This window comes from Candidatus Merdisoma sp. JLR.KK011, from assembly GCF_036941125.1.
GTDB lineage: Bacteria > Bacillota > Clostridia > Lachnospirales > Lachnospiraceae > Laedolimicola.
Genome location: NZ_JAYWSZ010000003.1, coordinates 760,871 through 782,105, shown reverse-complemented (window position 1 = coordinate 782,105; position 21,235 = coordinate 760,871). Strand labels below are relative to the sequence as shown.

Annotated in this window: 18 protein-coding genes; 4 read left to right on the top strand and 14 right to left on the bottom strand. The window is 49.4% G+C overall.

Annotation, left to right across the window (positions count from 1 at the left end; all coding sequences use genetic code 11):
• Positions 1–27: 27 nt before the first annotated feature.
• The 3 genes from VV089_RS04600 to VV089_RS04590 all read left to right on the top strand — a co-directional run bounded on the left by VV089_RS04600 (position 28) and on the right by VV089_RS04590 (position 2,786).
• Positions 28–720: an iron-sulfur cluster assembly scaffold protein gene (locus tag VV089_RS04600; protein ID WP_172542765.1), complete on the top strand. Its 693-nt coding sequence runs from the start codon at positions 28–30 to the stop codon at positions 718–720.
• Positions 721–738: 18 nt separating this feature from the next.
• Positions 739–1,749 (top strand): GGGtGRT protein, encoded by a 1,011-nt coding sequence (locus VV089_RS04595; protein WP_172542764.1) that lies wholly within the window; start codon positions 739–741, stop codon positions 1,747–1,749.
• A gap of 353 nt (positions 1,750–2,102) precedes the next feature.
• Entirely contained in the window at positions 2,103–2,786 is a 684-nt protein-coding gene (locus VV089_RS04590; protein ID WP_334335107.1) for a DUF3800 domain-containing protein, read from the top strand.
• 178 nt (positions 2,787–2,964) lie between these two features.
• Here the strand turns inward: VV089_RS04590 and VV089_RS04585 are convergent, their stop codons facing one another.
• The 5 genes from VV089_RS04585 to VV089_RS04565 form a co-directional block, all read right to left on the bottom strand.
• Entirely contained in the window at positions 2,965–4,365 is a 1,401-nt protein-coding gene (locus tag VV089_RS04585) for an NAD(P)/FAD-dependent oxidoreductase (RefSeq protein ID WP_334336207.1), read from the bottom strand.
• A 329-nt stretch (positions 4,366–4,694) separates the two neighbouring features.
• On the bottom strand, positions 4,695–5,444 hold the full coding sequence (locus tag VV089_RS04580) for a TraX family protein (RefSeq protein WP_172542762.1): 750 nt from the start codon (positions 5,442–5,444) through the stop codon (positions 4,695–4,697).
• The gene (locus tag VV089_RS04575) at positions 5,441–6,106 is read right to left on the bottom strand and encodes an acyltransferase (protein WP_334335106.1); all 666 of its coding nucleotides are present in this window, start codon (positions 6,104–6,106) and stop codon (positions 5,441–5,443) included. Before VV089_RS04575 ends, VV089_RS04580 begins: the two co-directional genes overlap by 4 nt.
• A 15-nt stretch (positions 6,107–6,121) precedes the next feature.
• On the bottom strand, positions 6,122–8,155 hold the full coding sequence (locus tag VV089_RS04570; protein ID WP_334335105.1) for a DNA topoisomerase: 2,034 nt from the start codon (positions 8,153–8,155) through the stop codon (positions 6,122–6,124).
• Between the two features lie 4 nt (positions 8,156–8,159).
• Positions 8,160–8,366 (bottom strand): hypothetical protein, encoded by a 207-nt coding sequence (locus VV089_RS04565; RefSeq protein ID WP_334335104.1) that lies wholly within the window; start codon positions 8,364–8,366, stop codon positions 8,160–8,162.
• Positions 8,367–8,498: 132 nt separating this feature from the next.
• Here VV089_RS04565 and VV089_RS04560 point away from each other — a divergent pair, with 132 nt between their 5' ends.
• A complete protein-coding gene (locus tag VV089_RS04560) occupies positions 8,499–10,226 on the top strand; it encodes an AAA family ATPase (RefSeq protein WP_334335103.1) in 1,728 nt (575 codons plus the stop codon).
• Here the strand turns inward: VV089_RS04560 and VV089_RS04555 are convergent.
• From VV089_RS04555 to VV089_RS04515, 9 genes are all read right to left on the bottom strand, one after another.
• A complete protein-coding gene (locus VV089_RS04555) occupies positions 10,142–11,080 on the bottom strand; it encodes an RluA family pseudouridine synthase (RefSeq protein WP_334335102.1) in 939 nt (312 codons plus the stop codon). The two genes, VV089_RS04560 and VV089_RS04555, sit on opposite strands and share 85 nt — an antisense overlap.
• A gap of 101 nt (positions 11,081–11,181) precedes the next feature.
• A complete protein-coding gene (locus tag VV089_RS04550; RefSeq protein ID WP_334335101.1) occupies positions 11,182–11,559 on the bottom strand; it encodes a hypothetical protein in 378 nt (125 codons plus the stop codon).
• Between the two features lie 31 nt (positions 11,560–11,590).
• On the bottom strand, positions 11,591–12,757 hold the full coding sequence (gene ftsZ / locus VV089_RS04545) for a cell division protein FtsZ (RefSeq protein WP_172542755.1): 1,167 nt from the start codon (positions 12,755–12,757) through the stop codon (positions 11,591–11,593).
• A 472-nt stretch (positions 12,758–13,229) separates the two neighbouring features.
• On the bottom strand, positions 13,230–14,069 hold the full coding sequence (locus VV089_RS04540) for a cell division protein FtsQ/DivIB (RefSeq protein ID WP_334335100.1): 840 nt from the start codon (positions 14,067–14,069) through the stop codon (positions 13,230–13,232).
• Positions 14,070–14,182: 113 nt separating this feature from the next.
• Complete coding sequence (gene murA / locus VV089_RS04535; RefSeq protein WP_334335099.1) at positions 14,183–15,433, bottom strand: UDP-N-acetylglucosamine 1-carboxyvinyltransferase; 1,251 nt, start codon at positions 15,431–15,433, stop codon at positions 14,183–14,185.
• A gap of 75 nt (positions 15,434–15,508) precedes the next feature.
• Positions 15,509–16,621, bottom strand: a complete 1,113-nt coding sequence (locus tag VV089_RS04530) for an FtsW/RodA/SpoVE family cell cycle protein (RefSeq protein WP_172542752.1) — start codon at positions 16,619–16,621, stop codon at positions 15,509–15,511.
• 36 nt (positions 16,622–16,657) lie between these two features.
• Positions 16,658–18,010 carry a UDP-N-acetylmuramoyl-L-alanine--D-glutamate ligase gene (gene murD / locus VV089_RS04525; RefSeq protein WP_334335098.1) on the bottom strand — a complete coding sequence of 451 codons (1,353 nt, stop codon included), beginning with the start codon at positions 18,008–18,010 and terminating at the stop codon, positions 16,658–16,660.
• 342 nt (positions 18,011–18,352) lie between these two features.
• Complete coding sequence (gene mraY / locus VV089_RS04520) at positions 18,353–19,309, bottom strand: phospho-N-acetylmuramoyl-pentapeptide-transferase (RefSeq protein ID WP_172542750.1); 957 nt, start codon at positions 19,307–19,309, stop codon at positions 18,353–18,355.
• Between the two features lie 89 nt (positions 19,310–19,398).
• A complete protein-coding gene (locus VV089_RS04515; RefSeq protein WP_334335097.1) occupies positions 19,399–21,162 on the bottom strand; it encodes a peptidoglycan D,D-transpeptidase FtsI family protein in 1,764 nt (587 codons plus the stop codon).
• Positions 21,163–21,235 lie beyond the last annotated feature (73 nt).

The window sequence follows — 21,235 nt, the reverse complement described above, 5'->3', positions numbered from 1 at the left end:
TTAACTTAACTTGAAAGGAGTTTTAAAATGATTTATTCACACGAAGTTGAGAAAATGTGTCCGGTAGCACAGGGCGTAAATCATGGCGCTGCTCCGATTCCGGAAGAAGCAAAGTGGGTACAGGCAAAAGAGATCAAAGACATTTCCGGCTTGACACATGGTGTTGGCTGGTGTGCACCCCAGCAGGGCGCCTGCAAGCTTACCCTGAATGTAAAAGAGGGCATCATCCAGGAAGCACTGGTAGAGACCCTGGGATGTTCCGGTATGACCCATTCCGCAGCCATGGCATCCGAGATTCTTCCCGGAAGAACCCTTCTGGAAGCGCTGAACACCGACCTTGTATGTGATGCAATCAATACGGCTATGAGAGAGCTGTTCCTGCAGATCGTATACGGAAGAACACAGTCCGCATTTTCCGAGGACGGCCTTCCCATCGGCGCAGGCCTTGAGGACCTTGGAAAGGGTCTCAGAAGCCAGGTAGGAACCATGTATGGAACTCTGAAAAAAGGACCTCGTTACCTGGAGATGGCCGAGGGCTATGTAACCGGAATCGCTCTGGATGCAGAGGATCAGATTATCGGCTATAAGTTTGTAAACCTTGGCAAGATGACTGACTTCATTAAGAAGGGCGACGATGCCAACACAGCCTGGGAAAAGGCACAGGGACAGTACGGTCGTGTGGATGATGCAGTGAAGATCATCGACCCGAGACAGGAATAAGCGAGGAGGTAGACGAAGATGGCATTATTTGAATCATATGAAAGACGTATTGATAAAATCAATGAGGTATTAGGCAGCTACGGCATCGCTTCCCTGGAAGAAGCTGAGAAGATCACCAAGGACGCAGGTCTTGACGTATACAATCAGATCAAGGGCATCCAGCCTATCTGCTTTGAGAACGCATGCTGGGCTTACACCGTAGGCGCCGCTATCGCAATCAAGAAGGGCTGCCGCAAGGCTGCAGACGCTGCCGCTGCTATCGGCGAGGGACTTCAGTCTTTTTGTATCCCCGGCTCCGTTGCAGACACGCGTAAAGTAGGTCTGGGCCATGGAAACCTGGGCAAGATGCTTCTGGAAGAGGAAACAGAGTGTTTCGCATTCCTGGCAGGCCATGAGTCCTTCGCAGCCGCAGAAGGCGCTATCGGTATCGCAGAGAAGGCTAACAAGGTTCGTCAGAAACCGCTGCGCGTTATCTTGAACGGCCTTGGCAAGGACGCCGCTCAGATTATCGCAAGAATCAACGGATTTACATATGTAGAGACTGAGTATGATCCCTACACCAATGAAGTGAAGGAAGTGTTCCGCAAGGCTTACTCTGAGGGACTCCGCGCTAAGGTTAACTGCTACGGCGCTAACAGCGTTCCCGAGGGCGTTGCTATCATGTGGAAGGAGAACGTGGACGTATCCATCACCGGCAACTCCACCAATCCGACCCGTTTCCAGCATCCCGTAGCCGGAACCTACAAGAAGGAAAGACTGGAGGCAGGAAAGAACTACTTCTCTGTTGCATCCGGCGGCGGTACAGGCCGTACCCTTCATCCGGACAACATGGCAGCAGGACCGGCTTCCTACGGTATGACGGATACACTGGGACGTATGCACTCTGACGCACAGTTTGCAGGTTCCTCTTCTGTACCGGCTCACGTAGAGATGATGGGTCTCATCGGCGCAGGCAACAACCCCATGGTTGGTATGACTGTGGCTGTGGCTGTTTCCATTGAGGAAGCGGCGAAAGCTGGGAAGTTTTAAGGAAATTATAGCGAAATAACAAAATATAATGTAAAGACAGAGAAAAGCATCTTAATTTTTATAAATTATGGTGCTTTTCTCTACAATACGGCTATCGTATAACTGCCAGTTGTAACTGACAATCTTTATAATGGAATTATAATAATGCATCTCTCATTAACTTTGACGCAGCCCTTAAAATTTTTCATTTTTAGTAAAATGTACTATTGACTAAAAAAGAAAAAATCCATATACTATAAGTGCAGGTAGAGATACGCTGTATACTCGTGTAACCGAATTTGCGTTTAAGTGTCATATTCTGGCACCGGTCACGGGGCCGCCGAGAGGCGGTTTTTTATTTTTAGGAGAATTGTATGGATTTGTTTATTTATTCTGATGAATCAGGCGTTTTTGATAAGGTACATAATGAAATATTTGTATATGGCGGATTGATATTTTTGAGCAAAGAAAAGAAAGATGATTATAATAGAAAATATCTTACTGCGGAAAAGACTATACGTTGTGGAAAATATTCGCTCAGTGAAGAATTAAAGGCCTGTAAAATAAGTAATAAAGAAAAAGGCAAATTGTACCGCTCCCTAAACCAGGCTATTCGCTTTGGAATTGTGATAAACCAAAAAAATGTCTTAGATAGAATTTTTATGAGTAAGAAGGATAAGCAGCGTTATCTTGATTATGCATATAAAGTTGGATTAAAAAAGGCTTTGCAGAGATTGATTAAAGAAGATAGAATTAATCCTGATGAAATTGAAACAGTACATATATATAATGATGAGCATAGTACAGCAACAAATGGACGTTATGAATTGAGAGAAGGATTGGAACAGGAATTTAAACTGGGAACTTATAATTTGAAGTATGATAAGTTTTTTCCGCCGGTTTTTGAAAACCTGAAAGGAATCGAGCTGTTGTTTTGCGATTCAAACAAAGTGACTCTTATAAGAGCGGCAGATATTGTGGCTAACCGCATATATTTTATGGCTCTTAATAGAAAGCTTGAAAATATGGAAGGTATATATTTATCTACGCTGCCGTAATGTTATTTGAATTGTTTGAAACTTGCACGAAACTTTAAGATAGCGTTTGATAGAATATAAAACGCCATGATTCTTTTGAATTATGGCGTTTTTACATATTATATTGACTTGTTTTCTTTAAATTTTTTGATAAATGTTTGATAGGCTTCACGACGGCTGTTCGTAGGGGGAGGGAGTGTTATTGGAGTTTGCGGCCCATTAGAACGCCCATCATGGAGGCCATCATCAGACCTCTCGTCCAGCCGCTGGAATCGCCCAGGCAGTAGAGTCCCTTGATGTTTGTGGTAAAGTCCGGCGTCATCTTGATGCGGTTGCTGTAGAACTTAAGCTCCGGCGAATAAAGAAGCGTTTCGTTGGCGGCAAAGCCCGGAACTACGTGATCGACAGACTGGATGAAATTGATAATGTTTATCATGGCACGGTAAGGCATGGCTGCGGTAATGTCGCCGGCTACTGCGTCCGGCAGCGTGGGCCTTACGTTGGACTGGCTCAGCTCCTTCTGCCAGGTACGCTTTCCTCCCAGAATGTCCCCGTAGCGCTGCACCAGGATCTTACCGTCCCCAAGCATGTTCGTAAGCTCGCCTACTTTTTTCGCATAGGCAATGGGCTGGTTGAAGGGGTGGGTGAAGTTGTGGGAGCACAGGATGGCCAGGTTGGTGTTATTGGATTTCAAATCCTTGTAGGAATGGCCGTTAACTACTGCCAGATCGTTGTCGTAGTTTTCCTGGCTCACAAAGCCTCCCGGGTTCTGGCAGAAGGTACGGACCTTGTTCTTAAAAGGCAGGGGATAGCCGATAAGCTTGGATTCATAGAGAATATTATTGACATCCTCCATAATCTCATTGCGCACCTCTACCCGGACGCCGATATCTACCGTTCCCGGCTCATGGGCAATTTTATGCTGTTCACAGACCTTTTCCAGCCAGTCGGCGCCTTTGCGTCCGGCCGCCACAACGACATGTTCTGCGTAAATGGTTTCTTCCTCTGCATGGGTTCCGGCCTTTTCGATGACCACGCCCTTGCAGGTCTCCTGCTCTACAATGATATCACGGCATTGGTGTCCGAAGATAATGTCTACCCCGTGGTTCAGCAGATACTGCTCAATCTCGTAATAAATCTCCTGGGCCTTTTCGGTTCCCAGATGGCGGATCGGGCAGTCTACCAGCTTCAGGCCGGCTTGGATGGCACGCTTACGCACATCTTTCACCCCACGCTCGTCACTGACTCCCTCCACTCTGGTATCCGCACCGAATTCCAGATAAATTTTATCCGTATAGTCAATCATTTCCTGGGCAAAATCCTCCCCGATAAGCCTCGGCAGATCGCCGCCCACCTCATAGCTTAAGGAAAGCTTCCCATCGGAAAAAGCGCCGGCACCCGAAAATCCGGTTGTAATATTACAGTAGGGCTTACAGCTTATGCACTCCTTCGTCTTTGACTTAGGACAGGTACGCTTCTCCACCGGCTTCCCCTTCTCCACAAGCACAATTTTCTTTTTGCTGCCCTGTTTGAGCATCTCAAGGGCCGTAAAAATCCCGGCAGGCCCCGCTCCGATAATACAAATATCCGTGTTCCTCATAATCCGCCTCCATTCCAGTTCTGCAAACTGCCGCTGTTTCTGGTTCACTTACCGTTCTTCCTTACGCTTCCCTAATCTTCTGCCGGGAAAACGAAACGGCATCCCAATATCACATAAAATAGTTACACTTCTCTAAATAGAATTGCTGCTCTTTTTCAAACAGACTGACTAATTTACTCAATGCTTTTACTTCTCTGTACTCTTTCAAGCCCTCCAGATACTCATTTCTATTTGCATCTTCAATCACAACCGGCGCAATACCATTCTTTAGGCACTCCCGGAAAAGAATTAACCTGCCTTTCTGCAAACCATCAAGCTATTGTCCGTCCTCACAAAATATTCACCAGCAAAAACCTTCCAACCACCCAAAGCGCCGCCAAATGCACCGGATAAAATCCATAAAAAAAGTATTTCAACTGCCGTCCCCTCTCCCCATTATAGAGGGCAATCAGCAAAAAGGAGACCACCACAGGCCACTCCAAAGCATTAAAAGCCACAAGTACAATCGTACAGACAGCCGCCCGGACCCAGGGCAATTCCCGCAAAAGAAACATGAGCACAATCACCAGAACCCCCACAGCCCCATAATCCGTATGCAAAAGCTGCGCAGCAAAAGCCGGAAGCAAAAGCCCGGCCGGGAGCCTCCAGAGCTGCAGCCTCCACCCTTTCAAAATCCACACCGCAAGAAGCCCTAAAACAAGGGTCAGATACACATTCTGGCTTCCTGCAAAAAAGGGCGTATTATGAAAAGCCAGATCAAAAGGCACCTCCGACAAAAGGGCAAACACTGTCATCCGAAGCATATACTTCCCCATATTCCGGGTATGCACCGCCCCCTCCACCAGAAGAAAGCAAAACAAAGGAAAAGCAATCCGCCCAATGAGCCGCAGCCGGATATCAAAATCATACCAGGCCATAATCTGTTCCCCGGTAAGCCGCCCGGCCAGAGGAGAAGAGCCGTAGGCATTCATCACAAACACCTCCAGAAGGCAGGCCCCCGCATGGTCAATCAGCATCGTCACAATGGCAATCCATTTCAGCGCGCTTCCGGTCAGCGGCAATCTCCTTCCGGTACTCATCTCTTCTGTGCTACCTCTCCCTGTTTTTTATAAATGGAATCCGAAGCCACCACGCCGCGCACAGAGGACAGGGGATAAATATTGCTATTCCTTCCAATCACTGTACCCGGATTCAGCACAGAGCCGCAGCCGACCTCTACCTCATCGCCAATCATAGCCCCAAACTTCTTAATCCCCGTCTCAATATCTCCCTCAGGCGTATGCACCTTCACCAGAAGCTTATCAGACTTCACATTCGAAGTGATAGAGCCGGCCCCCATATGGGCCTTGAATCCCAAAATAGAATCTCCAACATAGTTGTAATGAGGCACCTGCACCTTATTAAACAGAATCACATTCTTAAGCTCTGTGGAATTCCCCACCACAGCGCCCTCGCCTACCAGAGCATTTCCCCGGATAAAGGCACAGTGGCGCACCTCCGCATCTTTCCCGATGATCGCCGGCCCGGTAATGAACGCCGTGGGAGCTACCTTTGCAGAACGGGCAATCCAGATATTTTCCCCCTGCTTCTCATATTCTTCCTCGCTTAAGGAAGCGCCAAGCTCCATAATAAAAGCTCCAATCTCCGGCAATGCCTCCCAGGGATAAGTCACCCTGGACAGCAGCGGCGCTGCCAATGTCTCTGTTAATGTGTAGAGGTTTTTAACTTCTAATTCTTTCATAATCTTCCACTCCTTTTATTTTGATTTAATGCTTCCCGTCTCTTTTTTCTTAGGAGCCTTATAAAATCCCGAAGCCGCGTCAAAGCAAGGCTTAAGCGCCCTCCGGTAATCGGCGCCCAGAACAGCCTGTGTCTTATCCGTAATAAACTTTTCAAGCTTCTGCATATAAAATTCTTCCGTAATACTGCCCTCCGCCATCTGGGTCAGTCCCTTCTCCCAGCTTGCCGTCAGCTCCGGATTCAAAAGGCTGTAAATAGAAGCCCGGACCACATCGTAGATCATCTCTCCCAGCAGGGTCGGCGTTATGATCTGGGTCTTTGTATTTAAGGCTATGTACTTATTATTGACAAGCTTCTTCAGAATCTCTGCCCGGGTCGCGCTGGTTCCGATGCCGCTGCCCTTGATCTGGGCCCGAAGCTCCTCATCCTCAATCAGCTGCCCTGCATTTTCCATAGCAAGAATCATGGAACCGGAATTGTACCGCTTGGGAGGCGATGTTTCTCCCTCTTTGATAACGAAATCCCGAACCTCCACCGGATCGCCTTTTTTCAGGCTCTTCAAAAGCTCCAGAAATTCTGTATCGCAGCGGACGTCCTCGGCCTCTTCTCCCTTTTTCCTGCTGCTGTCTCCGGAATTGTTCGGCATCACCTTCAGATACCCCTCGGACAGCAGAATCTTAAAGCTGGAAAAAAACTTCTCTCCCCGGACCGCCGTCACAAGCTGCACCTTCTGATACTCCGCAGCCGGGTAAAAGATCGCCAGAAACCTCCGTGTTATCAGCTCATAAACCTGCTCCGACAGCTGGGACAGGCTCTTTAGCGCCCCGAATCCCTGGCCTGTGGGAACAATGGCGTAGTGATCCGTAATCTGCTTATCGTTCACATACCTCGTCTTCGCAAGGGTTTTCCAGGATGTCCCGGCAAGAACCTCGCCTGCAAAGGCGGACAGCTTCTGATAATTCCGAAGCCCTCCGATATTCCGCCCAATCTCCTTAGCCGCCGCCGTGGACAGCACGCGGGCATCTGTTCTTGGATAGGTCACAAGCTTTTTCTCATACAGCTCCTGAACCACCCGAAGGGTTTCATCGGGGCTGATCTTGAAGAGACGGGAGCACTCGTTCTGAAGCTCCGCCAGGTTGAACAGCAAGGGCGGATTCTTCTTCTCTTTTTTCCGCTCCAGGGAAAAGACTGTGGACTTTATGGGCTGTTCCTCTTTCAAAAAGCCTATCAGCGCTTCTGCATCCTCTTTTTTCTTAAATCCGTTTTCCTTATATAGCTTGGGAGACTGGAAATAAGGAGAGCCCTCCTGGGCGCGCCACTCTCCTCTGGCTTCACGGCCCTTCAGGGTGAATTCCTCCTCCACCCGGTAAAAGGGCGTCTTTACAAACTCCCGTATCTCCCTCTCACGCTTTACCACCATTCCCAGGACGCAGGTCATTACACGGCCCACAGAGATAACCGTCCGGTTTACCTTCAGATAATTGGAAATGGTATCACCGTATTTTAAGGTCAGCAGACGGGAAAAGTTAATTCCCATCAGATAATCCTCCTTGGCCCTAAGATAGGCGGCGCTGGAGAGATTGTCATACTCGGAGAGATCCTTTGCCTCCCGGATTCCACGCAGAATCTCTTCTTCGGTCTGTGAATCAATCCACACCCGGCGGCGCTTTTTCCCCTTTACCCCTGCCATCTGCTCCACCAGGCGGTAGATATACTCGCCTTCCCGTCCGGAGTCGGTGCAGACATAGATGGTCTCTACATCCGGCCGGTTTAACAGCCCCTTCACGGTCTCAAACTGCCTGCTCACGGAAGGGATGATCTCATATTTAAATTCATCCGGAAGAAACGGCAGGGTGGCAAGGCTCCACCGCTTGAACTTCGGATCGTAAACCTCTGGGTAGCTCATGGTTACCAGATGGCCCACGCACCAGGTTACTATGCTGTCCTCTCCCTCCAGGTAACCGTCCCGTCGGGAGGCGCTAAGCCCCAGCACCCTGGCAAATTCCTGGGCCACGCTGGGCTTTTCCGCAATATAGAGTGATTTTCCCATAATTTCACCAAGCCTCAAGCAAAAATGCCTGCATTTTCATTTGAGGCACAAACACAAAGGGGAAAGAAACATTTGCAGTCAAAGCTTTCTTTGTTTTCCTTTGCCCTTCCTCTTTTATATCTTTACTTTCAGTTACTGCGTCTTTTACAAAAGACTTTTTTATTCTAACACAGAGAGACTGTATCTGGCAACGATAAATCATTGTCTTCACAAATGCCTGGCCAAATTTTATTCCTACGGGATATTTAACTTGTGAAACAAAGCCCTCCATGCTAGAATAAAGGAAATCAGACGTTACCGTTCACACGCAATGTCAGTTCGGACAGCAGAATGGAGATTTTATATGAAAATAAGGCTGCCAATAGGCATCGAAAGTTTTGAAGAAGTACGTACCAATGATTGCTGCTATATTGATAAAACCGGCTTTATCCAGGAACTTCTGGAAGATACCTTTAAGGTAAATCTTATCACGCGCCCAAGGCGTTTCGGCAAAACCCTTACCATGAGCATGCTCGCAGATTTTTTTTCTATCCATAAAGACAGCAAAGAACTGTTTGAAGGCCTGGAAATCTCCCATAACACGGAACTGTGTAAGGAATGGAGAAATCAGTGGCCTGTACTGTTTCTAACCCTAAAGGATATTGACGGCGATACCTTTGAGGATGCTTACAATATGCTCCAGTTTTCCATTTCTTCCCTGTGTATTGAGCACAGTTATCTGGAAACCAGTGAGCAGGTAAGCCCCATTGAACGGAAAACATTTCTGCGCCTTATAAACCAGGAGGGAACCCAGACAGACGTTAAAACAGCTCTGGTTGTCTTAATCCGTATGATGGAAAAGCATTACAGGAAGCCTGTGATCCTTCTGATTGACGAATATGACGTCCCTCTTGCCAAGGCAAATGATCACGACTACTATCCCCAGATGCTGAATATCATGCGTACCTTTCTGGGAATGGCATGGAAAACAAATCCCTCTCTTAAGTTTGCTGTAATTACCGGCTGTCTGCGCATTGCAAAAGAAAGCATATTTACCGGGGCCAATAACTTTGTTTCCAACTCTGTCTCAACTCCACGGTACAGCCGCTATTTTGGTTTTACCGAACAGGAGGTCTCCCTTTTGTTAAAAACTGCCGGACTTTTGAGACAAGAGGAAAAATCAAACATTCTTGCTGATATCCGGCACTGGTATGACGGTTATCTGTTTGGCGCTCAGGAAGTATACTGCCCTTGGGATGTCCTCAACCATGTGAGTATTTTGATGACAGATCCCGGCGCCGTGCCTCAGAGCTATTGGAAGGATACCAGCCACAATCAGATTATCCGCAGATTTATAGATCGCAAAGATCTCTTTGTCCATGATAAATTTGAAATACTTCTATCCGGCGGAATCATACAAGAACATATCGCAGAAGATTTGACCTACGATTTTGACCATTCCTCTGAGGACAACCTGTGGAGTATTCTCTATTTGACCGGATATCTCACACAGGCCTCTCCTAAGCTCTTACCAGCCCGCTTTTCTCTGGAAGAAGGGAAAAAAGCTCTTCGCATCCCAAATGAGGAGATCCGGACTCTGTTTGCAGAAACCGTGGCAAAATGGTTTACAGATACTGTTACCATGCTGGATCGAACCGAATTTTTTTACGCCTGGTGGAATGGAGATGCAGCGAAGCTGACAAAGGAAATCACTGATATCCTTTTCGCAACCATCAGCTACTTTGATTATCGGGAGGACTACTATCACGCCTTTACTGCCGGTCTGTTTGTAGGCGCCGGCTATGAGGTAGCCTCCAATTCGGAGCAGGGAACGGGACGGGCGGATATCCTAATCAAAGACCGGAAGAACCGACGGGCTATCGTAATCGAAACCAAACGCTCCAGAACAGAAGCCTCCATGCAAAAAGACTGCCTGGACGCCTTGGAGCAGATCGAACGGCGGCAATACGCAAAAAGTCTTTTAAAAGGCTACACCACCATTCTTTGCTATGGAGCTGCATTTTTTGAAAAGCAGTCGCTGCTTATGGAAAGAAACAGCCTCATATCCTCCGGAAGGGGCGCTTCCACCTGAACCTCTTCCCCTGTAAAGGGCTGCAGAAAGTGAATTCTCCAGGCATGCAGGGCCGTCCGCTCCATCCCTTGGACTGCTCCCTTTCCATATAGGGGATCTCCAAGAAGCGGACAGCCGATGGATGCCATATGGACTCGGATTTGATGCGTTCGGCCTGTCTCCAGGCGCAGGCCGACTAAGGAATCTTTTTCGGGTCGTGGGACTTCGTCCAGTAAGGTATAGTATGTAACTGCCCGTTTTCCTTCCGTATCTACATACATGCGGTTTCTTTGCCCGGGAACCGGTCTCAGAGGTTTATCAATCTTTCCCTCCCCCGGCTCAGGCGTACCCTCCACAATCGCAAGATAGCTTTTAAAGAGCTGTCCTTGTTCCCTCTGGCGTTCCAGCCGGACTGCCGCTCCCCGATTCTTCACCGCCAGAACAGCCCCGGAGGTATCCTTATCCAGTCGGCCGAAGATCCGAATCACCGAATCCTCTCCCTTCCCACGCAGATAAGCGGCCAGTCTGTTTGCAAGGGTATCATCATCCGTTCCCCCTGTTGGATGCACTTTAAGGCCGGAAGGCTTATCTACGACCACCACATCCTGGTCCTCGTAAAGCACTGTAATCCCTCCCTCAAAAGCCTCCACCCCCTTCGAGACCTCATCCTCCGTTTCAAGAAGCGCCTCTACAAAATCTCCTGCTTTCAGAAGCCCATTTACCTTCCTGCGCTCTCCGTTGACGCAGATGCCTCCCTGGCGGAACTTTGCCCGGCTGATCTCGTTTTTTGTCAGATGCATGTTTTTCCTCAAAAAATGCCCCAGCCGGATTCCCTCATCCTCTTTTTCTACAATACCGCTTACTCTCTTCTCCAACTGCCCACTCCCGTTCCCTGCTTTCTTCCCACTTCTCCATCTGCAAAGAAAAAGAACCGAAACCCCTTCTCCCGGCTCCCGGTTCTTTCAAAATCCAACTTTCAGCCGCCCTTTAAAACGGCTTCCTTTGTATAAATCTCGTCTTCATCTCCCTGTACCTTTGCATGAAGCATATCAGCAAGCTCTATAACAGGAAGCATATACTTCTCGTCGCACGCCCGAAACCACGGACCGCTCTCCTCATCAAAATAGATGCAGATACGGCTGTCCATGTCCTCCTGATCCTCATAAACCAGATATGGGCCAACCTCTGCAGACAGCGTCTGTCCCTGAGGTCCCGTTGCGGTAACTATCCCGGTTCTGTCAATGGAAAACCCCTGCGGCAATGGCTTGACAAGTCTTTCTATCTCCTCCAATGTAATCGGATCCTCATCGTCAATCCAAAATTCCGCTCTGGTAATATGGATGTCATAGGACATAGAAGTTCCTCCTTGTACCCTGAAAGCGATCCTACTTATTCTTCTGCAAAAATTCCGGAATCTTAATCTCCGTCTCCGGAATCTTGCTCTCGGGACGCTTCGGCATGTTCAGTCCCGGCAGCGGCTTAAAGGACGGCGTCTCTGTGCGTCCGCCTGCCTGTCCCAGATTCGCCTCAAAGGTCTGCTTAGCGGCCATAGAGCTTGGAATCTTGCTGAAGCTGCTCTTGGGAAGCACTTTGGTGGGGCTCTTCTCATCCAGCCCTGTGGCAATTACGGTAATCGTCGCCTCATCGGTGTATGTATCGTCATACATTGCACCGAAAATAATATTGGCATTGTCGCCTGCCATATCCTGTACGTAGCTTGCCGCGTCGTTGGCATCCATCAGAGAAATATCTCCGGAAATATTGATAATCACATGGGAAGCGCCTACAATGGTAGTCTCCAGAAGAGGACTTGCCACGGCCTGCTTCACGGCATCTAAGGCCTTCTCGTCTCCCTTTCCGGAGCCGATGCCGATATGGGCGATGCCCTTGTCCGTCATAACTGTCTGCACATCTGCAAAATCCAGATTAATAAGAGCCGGAAGATTGATCAGATCGGTAATGCCCTGTACCGCCTGCTGCAGCACCTCATCCGCCTTCTTCAAGGCATCCGGCATACTTGTCCTGCGGTCTACAATCTCCAGAAGCTTATCATTGGGGATCACAATTAAGGTATCCACACTCTCCTTGAGCTTCTGGATCCCTGTCGTGGCATTGTTCATACGTGTCTTTGCTTCAAACTTAAAGGGCTTCGTCACAACGCCTACCGTCAGAATCCCCATATCCTTGGCAAGCTTTGCTACCACCGGAGCGCCGCCGGTACCGGTGCCGCCGCCCATACCGCAGGTGACAAATACCATATCCGCCCCCTGGATGGCTTCCTTAATCTCCTCGATGCTTTCCTCTGCCGCCTTCTCTCCAACCTCCGGCTTCGCTCCCGCGCCCAGGCCCTTGGTCAGCTTCTCGCCAATCTGAATGGCCCTCTCCGCTTTACAAAGCTGCAGCGCCTGCCGATCCGTGTTAATTCCGATAAACTCTACTCCGCCAATCTGCTCTTCTATCATTCGATTCACAGCATTATTCCCGGCGCCGCCAACACCAATCACAATAATTCTGGCCGCCGCTTCTGTGTCATTCATAGTAATCTCAAGCAAATCCTTGCCCTCCTTAAGCATAGCATACGATTCCAAAACAAATCTATCCAAATCAATTCTGTTCTTTTATCTTAGGAATACATACAATCTTCAAAAATCTCATACAATATATGATAACTTTTTTTACCAAATTAATCAACCCATATTTATAAGATTTCCAAAAAAATTATTTCCTATACAGCCATGCAGCCAAATATAAAATCAACCCGTGCAAGTTTACTTGCTAAGGGTTGATTTTATATTTGGCTATAGGGCGATTAGCCCTAAGCGAAATGGCGCCCGCGCCATTGAGCTGCATGGCGTCCGCTGCCGCAGACCTATATAAACCACCCGTGCAAGTTTACTTGCTAAGGGTTGGTTTTATATTTGGCTATAGGGCGATTAGCCCTAAGCGAAATGGCGCTCTGCGCCATTGAGCTGCATGGCGTCCGATGCCGCAGACCTATATAAACCACCCGTGCAGGTTTACTTGCTAAGGGTTACTCTCCTCCTCTTCTGTCTCCGCTCCATCCTCTGATCCATCCTCTTGCTCTTGCGTCTGCTCTTCTTCCTCTTCCTCCTGCTCCTCCCATTCATCCTGCTCAAAACTGATAAACTTGGAATCCTCCGTATAATTCTCCATCCGCAGCACCCCGGAACGCCCCTCCAGGTCAGGAAACAGCTCATGGAGCCTGCCGACCTTCTCATCCAGAGAACCGCTGTTTCCAAAAGCTGCACGCATCTCTTCAAAATACAGAGTCAGTGTCTGGTTATTCCCGAATTCAATCCGATCCGGAGACAATTCATACTTTTTCACCAGCTGGGTAATGTCCAGGATCCGCTGGAAGATAGAATCATCGGCCACATTCAGCTTCTGATACAGGGCAAGCGAATCAAATTTCAGCCCGGAAATGCAGGGAATGCCTTCCGTCACCTCAGAAGAGCTCTCCACGACAATCCCGTCCTTGTCAAAGTACAGATTCGCCCCCATATAATCAACATAGCCCACGATACTTTTCTCATACACACGAAGCCTCACCTTGCTGGGCGAGACAAGACTCACCTCAATTTTATCCACAAAAGGAATCTCCTCCGTATCCAGATACTGATATTTAAAATAGAGATACAGGGAATTGGAAGAATAACTGTCTGCCACCACCTTATCTATGATTTCCTGGGCAGAATAAAAGCTGTTGCCTGTGACCTCAATATCACGAATCTTGAAAACAGTCGCAGCCACAAGAAGAGCCGCGGCTAGAAGGATAGCCAGAGCCGCCCCTATCAGAAAACGTATGGAATGGTGTTTTGGTTGTGGTTCTTTAAACAATGCCATTGCTTGTCCTTTTTCTATCCATATCATAAGGAGCTGCCCCGCCAAACGTCCGCCCGGCCCGTTGTAAGCAAAAGCAAAACAGCTCCTCTGTTCTTAAGCTGCTTTTTATGGTACTAGGTGGATTGTACCACACTTCCCATAGATTGCAAATCCCTAATTATATTTTCATACCCTCGTGCAATATAATGATACTGGTAAATTCTGCTGGTTCCCCTGGCGGCGGCTGCTGCCAGGACAAGGGCGGCTCCGCCCCGAAGCTCTCTGGCCGTGAGATTCGTTCCCCGAAGCTCCTCTACGCCCTGAATCAAGGCCTTCTGCCCCTCCACCTGGATCTGGGCTCCCATACGGCGAAGCTCCTCCACAATCTTAAACCGGGCCTCAAATATGGTTTCCTCAATGACGCTGCATCCCTCCCCCAGGGATAAAGCGGCCAGAAGGGGCGACTGCAGATCCGTTGGAAATCCCGGATAGGGTCTGGTGATAATCCTTGAAATGCTCCTGGGACGCCCTTTGCTCTGGATACGCAGCATTCCCTCCCCGGCCTCCTGCCTGGCTCCCATCTGCCCAAGCACCTTTCGGACGCTCCCAAGCTGTTCCAGGGGCACATCCAGGAGCCGCACGTCACCCCCCACAGCAGCCGTCATCAACATATACGTTCCGGCCACAATCCGATCCGGCATAATGGTAAATTCCGTGTCATGGAACTCCCTTACCCCGTCTATCACAAGCTTATCCGTGCCCATTCCCCGGATTTTTGCACCCATGCTGTTTAAAAAGCGGCACAGCTCCCCGATCTCCGGCTCCATGGCCGCATTTTCCAGAACCGTGGTTCCCTCTGCCGAAGCTGCCAGCAGTATTACGTTCTCCGTGGCGCCCACGCTTGGAAAGGGAAGACGTAAAGTAAGCCCCACCGGCTTTTCACACACCGCCTTCAGGCCCGAGGGCTCCTCTGCGAACACTGCCCCGAGCTTTTCCAGGGCTCCAAGATGAATGTCAATGGGGCGTTCTCCAATCACACAGCCGCCCGGGTAAGACACAGAAGCCTGTTTCATCCTTCCCAACAGGCTTCCCAGAAGCATAATGGAGGATCGCATCTGCCTTCCATAGCATTCTGCCACCTGGCAGGCCGCAAGATCGGAAGCCTCAATCACAAGAGCCTCCCCCTCCCAGCTTACCCGGCAGCCAAAGCCTTTTAAAATTTCCAGCATATAGAGTACATCTATGATTTTCGGACAATTTCTCAGAACGGTAGTTCCACGATGCAGGATGACAGCAGACAGGATGGGCAGCGCGGCATTTTTTGAGCCTTGAATGCGGACCTCGCCATAGAGAGGATTTCCGCCCTCGATCTCCAGATATTCCACAAATCCTTCCCCCTAATTCCCGACTATATACTAAGGTATGCAAAAACCGCCGCTTTGTTCAAAGGAGAGAATTGTCTATTTCGTCACATGCCGCGACACATTCAAGGCAAGCCCCATTTCCGATAAAAGAAATAAGACCGAAGTGCCTCCGTAGCTGATAAAGGGCAGCGTAATGCCTGTATTGGGGATGGTGTTGGTCACCACTGCAATATTTAAAATCACCTGTATCAGAATGTGCCCCATGATTCCCACCGCAATCATGCAGCCGAAGAGATCCGTCACATGAACGGCTATCATCAGAAGCCGCCACCCCATGAGGAGAAAGAGCAGCATCAGAAGGGCCGCCCCCACAAGGCCGAACTCCTCGCAGATAATGGAGAAAATCATATCATTCTGGGCCTCGGGTACAAATCCCAGCTTCTGCATGCTCTGCCCGTAACCCACCCCGAACAGGCCGCCGGAGCCGATGGCGTAAAGGCCCTGGAGGGTCTGATAGCCCTTTTCGTAAGCCTCCGGATTCCTCCAGATGGCAAGGCGCTCCAGACGGTAGGACTCGACGCTTAGGAAAATAGCCAGAAAGCCCACGCCAAGGCCTCCCATAGCCACGAACTGCAGGTACTTGGGACTTGCCACAAAGACAAGAATGACTGCAATTCCCATAATGATAATGGCTGTACTCAGATTATTGGTCCCCACCAGGCCCACAATGGGAAGAATCAGCAGCATCACCAGGAACATCTGTTTTAAAGATTTCATTTTCCGCACCCGGCGGCTGATGACGGACGCCAGAAGGAGAATCACCGCCACTTTGGCAAACTCCGAGGGCTGGAAGGACAGAGGCCCCAGAGAAAGCCACCGCTTGGAACCGTTGTACTCATCTCCGAAAAAGAGCACTGCCGTGGACAGAAGGATGGAAACCAGATACCCAAGCCAGGCCAGGCGTTCCCATTTGTGATAGTCGATTTTGGAAACGCCATACATGGCCGCAAGCCCAAGGGAAGTGGCAAAAAACTGCTTTTTCAGGTAATAGGCGCTGTCTGCAAACTTGACGCGTCCGTTATAAGCGCTGGTGCTGTAAAGCACAACAAGTCCGAAAACCACCAGAATCAGCACACACAGCATCAGACCATAGTCAAAAGGCTCGCGCCCCTGCTTTTTTGCTTTTTTGGCGGTTTCCCGACCTGCCATATCCTCACCTCTATTTTTATATTTCAACGCTTATTCTTACAGCTTTCTCACAAGCTCTTTAAAAACCCTTCCTCTCTGCTCGTAATTTTCAAACATGCCCCAGCTGGCGCAGGCGGGAGACAAAAGAACCGCATCCCCCGGTTCAGCCTCTCTGGCACTCACCTGTACTGCTTCCTCCATGCTTTCTGCAAATACAATCTTATCAAAGCCATGCCGCTTCGCCGTATCCGCAATCTGCCGGGCCGTAGCTCCAAGAAGCACCAGAAGCTTCACTCTGCCCGGGAATGTCTCTACCCAGTCGTCGAATTCCACATGCTTGTCGTAGCCGCCGCCGATCACAATAGCCGGCCTTGTCATGGCCTCCACTGCCTTGATGGCAGCATCGGTGTTGGTTCCCTTGGAATCGTTGTAGTAGGCCACGCCATTCTTCTCTTCCACAAACTCAATCCGGTGTTCCACCGCTGTGAAGCTTAAGACTGCGCTGCGTATCTGGGGGAGGGGCACTCCCATGGCAGCGCCTATGGCAATGGCAGCCATAACATTTTCGTGATTGTGAGCTCCCAGAAGCTTAAGCTCCGTGGTATCACAAATCTTTTCTGCCTCCGGCCCGTTCCGGTATATGATGGATGTTCCGTCCAGATATACGCCTCGATCCAATATATGCTGCCGGCTGAAATAAAGAACTGCCGCTTTGACCTGCTCTCCGAACCGCCTGGTTTCCTCATCGTCGTAATTCAGCACGCAGGTATCGGCCATATCCTGGTTTTCCGCAATCCGCTCCTTGGTTTTTATATAGCAGTCCATGGTATGATGGCGGTTCAGATGATCCGGCGTAATATTGAGAATTGCGCTGACCTGGGGATGGAAGCTCTGGATGGTTTCCAGCTGGAAGCTGCTGATCTCCGCTGCTGTGGCGCTGCTCTCTGTCATTTTTAAGGCTTCCCTGGTATAGGCATTTCCAATATTTCCCACCACGAAAACTTCCTTATAATAGCTCTTTAGGATCTCTCCCACCAAAGCCGTGGTGGTTGTCTTTCCGTTGGTGCCTGTGACGGCTGCGAGCTTTCCCTTTGCAAAATGGTAAGCAAGCTCCACTTCTCCCCATATAATTGCTCCGTTTTTACGAAGTTCCTCCACTAGCGGAAGATCTATCGGAACTCCGGGGCTTAAGATCACCACTTCTGTCTCTTTTTTCTCTTTTTCCAGAAGTTCGCCTGTCAGAATCCGGATCCGGCTGTCCTTTGGCAGACGGCTCCGGATCTCCGCTTCCTCCAGGGCCGGATTGCTGTCATAGAGCACCGGATCTGCTCCTGCCTCCATAAGAAGCTCCGCCGCCGCTATTCCGCTGATGCCGCTTCCGATAATCAGTATTTTTTTATCTGTAATCATTCCAGATCTCCTATTCCAGTTCCGTAATATCCCTCACAGTACACAGGATTAAAATCAATTTCCAGCCGCAAAAACATGCGTCTGTAAATCGATTTGTGCACTCTGAGGGATATTACTGTTTTCCAGTTCCGTAATATCCCATCCAATGCACTTGTCTGAAATCAATTTCCAGCCGCAAAAACACGCGTCTGTAAATCGATTTGTGCATTGTATGGGATATTACTGTTTTCCAGTTCCGTAATATCCCTCATAGTTCACAGGATTGAAATCAATTTCCAGCCGCAAATCCATGCGTCTGCAAATTGATTTGTGCACTCTGAGGGATATTACTGTTTTCTACTTTTATAATGCCATAATCCCAATCAGGCAGAGTACCGCCGTCACAATGGAGAAGACGGCCACAACCCTCGTCTCGGACCATCCCCCCAGTTCAAAATGGTGATGGATGGGCGCCATACGGAAGATGCGCTTTCCGCCGGTCATTTTGAAGTAAGTTACCTGTATCATCACGGAAAGAATCTCGACCCAGTAAATAAGGGCCACGATCAGAATAAACATGGGCATCTTCAGCATGTAGGCCGTGGAAGCCACAAAGCCTCCCAAGGCCAGGGAGCCCGTATCCCCCATAAATACACTGGCCGGATAGACATTGAACAGCAGAAAGCCCATCAGGCTTCCCACCACTGCACAGGTAATGGGCGAGATGCCGCTCTGGGTCCCAAAGGCCACTACCGTAAAAAAGGTGGCAATCAGCACGGTAACGCTGGAGGCCAGGCCGTCCAGGCCGTCTGTAAAGTTGGCTCCGTTCACCGTTCCGATGATGGCCAGAAAAGCAACCGGAACTGCCAGCCAGCCAAGATGCAGGTAATGCTCCGGCCAGAAGGGAATGAGCATCGCCATATCTCCTTCTGTCAGCTGATAATAATAGTAGACAAACACGCCCGTCACCAGAATCTGTCCCAGCATCTTCTGCCCCGGCGTCAGCCCTTCCGAGCGGTGCAGTACGATTTTGATATAATCATCCAGAAACCCGATGATCCCAAATCCCACCGTCACAAAGAGAATGGGAATAATCTTCGGATAATCCTTCACATACAGTAAAGATGTGATCACAATTCCCGCCAGAATGATAAGGCCTCCCATCGTAGGCGTCCCGGTCTTCTTCAAATGGCTCTGGGGCCCCTCCTCCCGGACTGTCTGCCCGAACTTCAGCCTGCGCAGCAGAGGAATCACCACGGGCCCCAGGGCTGCACTGATAGCAAAGGAAATCAATACCGGCAATATCATTGTATAGTTCATATCGTTATACCTCACAAGCTTCTTTGGTCTCGGGCTGTGAATTGTCCCTCGTACAGCATTATAAGTCTTTCCAGGGAATTATTCAACCATTATCTATCTTCGCTGGGAATTTCTGTAATTATTTCTTCTTTCTCAATTCCAAGATAAGGCAGGATATTCGAGAATATGTCCTGTACCACCGGAGCCGCTATCGTTCCTCCATAGTAGATCCCCTGGGGATTGTGAATAATCGCCATGGCAAGAACCTGCGGATCATCTGCCGGAGCAAAGCCGATAAAGGAGGATATGTATTTGTTGGTGCCTCTGGGAAGGGTCTGGGAGGTGGCCGTCTTTCCGCCTATGCGGTAACCCTCAATATAGGCTTTCTTTCCGCCGCCCTCCGACACTACCTTCTCCAGCAGGAAGCGCATTGTCTCGGAGGTCTCTTCTGAGACTATCCCCTCTTTCTGGGCATAGGTAAGTTTCTTTAAAAGAGTTCCCTGCGCATCCCGGATTTCCACGCCAAAGTGAGGCGTTACCCGGGTTCCGCCGTTAATGAGGGAGCTGACGGTGGCCGCAAGCTGGATGGGCGTGATCTGAAAGGACTGCCCGAAGGAAATGGTAGCCAGCTCTACAGGGCCGATGTTTTCCTTCTTATGAAAAATGGTTCCAGCCTCCCCGGGAAGATCCACCCCGGTCTTGGAGAGCAGGCCGAACTGTTCAAAATATCCGCAGAAGTCGTCTACGCCTATGCGTTGGCCGATATCGATGAAAACCGGATTGCAGGAGTTTTCTATCCCCTGCACAAAGGTCTCCGCCCCGTGTCCCCCCACCTTATGGCAGCGGATTCTCCTATCCTCCACCATCCGGAACCCCGGGCAGCTGAAGGTATCCTCCAGGGAAACCACATCCTTTTCCAGGGCTGCGGCTGCTGTAATGGTTTTAAAGGTAGAACCCGGCTCATACGTGTCGTTGATGCTCTGATTTCTCCACATCTGGTTCAGCAGATCCTGCTTCTGCTGCTCTGTAAGGCCGCTGGTATCCACATCCACGTTCAGCGTAAAGGGATCGTTCAGATCGAATTCCGGCACATTGACACAGGCATAGATTTCCCCGTTCTGGGGATTCATAACCAGAATGGATACATATGTGGCCTGTTTCTGTTCCAGCGCTTTCAAGGCCGCCTGCTGGGCATAAAGCTGGATGTTATAGTCCAGGCTGATGTAAAGGTCGCTTCCGGCCACCGGTTCCACCCGTTCCTCCCCTGCGTCTGCAATCTCCACTCCCCGGGCGTCCGTCTGGGTTAATATGGTTCCGTTAATTCCCTGTAGATATTTGTCGTAGACCACCTCCAGGCCGATGATTCCCTGGTTGTCGCTTCCCGTAAAGCCAAGAACCTTAGAAGCCAGGCTTCCGTAAGGATAATAGCGTTTGAAATCCTCGTCAATTTTTACGCCTTCCAGCTGGTAAGCCCGGATCCGGTCGCCGATCTCTTTTTCCACATTGGTCTTAATCCGCTCGATGGAGCTGTATTTTTCCACCCGCTTGCGCACGGTTTCCTCCGGAAGCTCCAGCTCTTTACAGAGTACCTCAATGACTCTTTCCGGCTCCTTTATCTGGCTGTGAACCACTGAAATCGTACAGACAGTCCGGTTTGTAGCAAGGACTGTGCCGGAGGCGTCGATGATTTTTCCTCTGGCCGCCTTAATGCTCCGCTCGCGCTCGTGAAGATCGTCCGCCAGCTCCTGGTAGTATTCCGACTCAAATACCATCAGCTTTATCAGACGGCCCGTAAGCACGCAGACAGCCAGAAGGCAGCAGGTAAAAATAAGAATGATTTTCTTCCTATTATAAGTCTTACATTTTGAATACATAAAAAGACCCCATAACGGCTTTGTATCAGCCTATTATGAGATCTTTCTATTTATACCTTATTCGACGAAATCT

Excerpts from the sequence above, each read along its gene's own strand:
- VV089_RS04600 (WP_172542765.1), top strand. The coding sequence starts at position 28 with ATGATTTATTCACACGAAGTTGAGAAAATGTGTCCGGTAGCACAGGGC.
- VV089_RS04595 (WP_172542764.1), top strand. The coding sequence starts at position 739 with ATGGCATTATTTGAATCATATGAAAGACGTATTGATAAAATCAATGAG.
- VV089_RS04590 (WP_334335107.1), top strand. The coding sequence starts at position 2,103 with ATGGATTTGTTTATTTATTCTGATGAATCAGGCGTTTTTGATAAGGTA.
- VV089_RS04585 (WP_334336207.1), bottom strand. The coding sequence starts at position 4,365 with ATGAGGAACACGGATATTTGTATTATCGGAGCGGGGCCTGCCGGGATT.
- VV089_RS04580 (WP_172542762.1), bottom strand. The coding sequence starts at position 5,444 with ATGAGTACCGGAAGGAGATTGCCGCTGACCGGAAGCGCGCTGAAATGG.
- VV089_RS04575 (WP_334335106.1), bottom strand. The coding sequence starts at position 6,106 with ATGAAAGAATTAGAAGTTAAAAACCTCTACACATTAACAGAGACATTG.
- VV089_RS04570 (WP_334335105.1), bottom strand. The coding sequence starts at position 8,155 with ATGGGAAAATCACTCTATATTGCGGAAAAGCCCAGCGTGGCCCAGGAA.
- VV089_RS04560 (WP_334335103.1), top strand. The coding sequence starts at position 8,499 with ATGAAAATAAGGCTGCCAATAGGCATCGAAAGTTTTGAAGAAGTACGT.
- VV089_RS04550 (WP_334335101.1), bottom strand. The coding sequence starts at position 11,559 with ATGTCCTATGACATCCATATTACCAGAGCGGAATTTTGGATTGACGAT.
- VV089_RS04540 (WP_334335100.1), bottom strand. The coding sequence starts at position 14,069 with ATGGCATTGTTTAAAGAACCACAACCAAAACACCATTCCATACGTTTT.
- VV089_RS04530 (WP_172542752.1), bottom strand. The coding sequence starts at position 16,621 with ATGGCAGGTCGGGAAACCGCCAAAAAAGCAAAAAAGCAGGGGCGCGAG.
- murD (WP_334335098.1), bottom strand. The coding sequence starts at position 18,010 with ATGATTACAGATAAAAAAATACTGATTATCGGAAGCGGCATCAGCGGA.
- mraY (WP_172542750.1), bottom strand. The coding sequence starts at position 19,309 with ATGAACTATACAATGATATTGCCGGTATTGATTTCCTTTGCTATCAGT.
- VV089_RS04515 (WP_334335097.1), bottom strand. The coding sequence starts at position 21,162 with ATGTATTCAAAATGTAAGACTTATAATAGGAAGAAAATCATTCTTATT.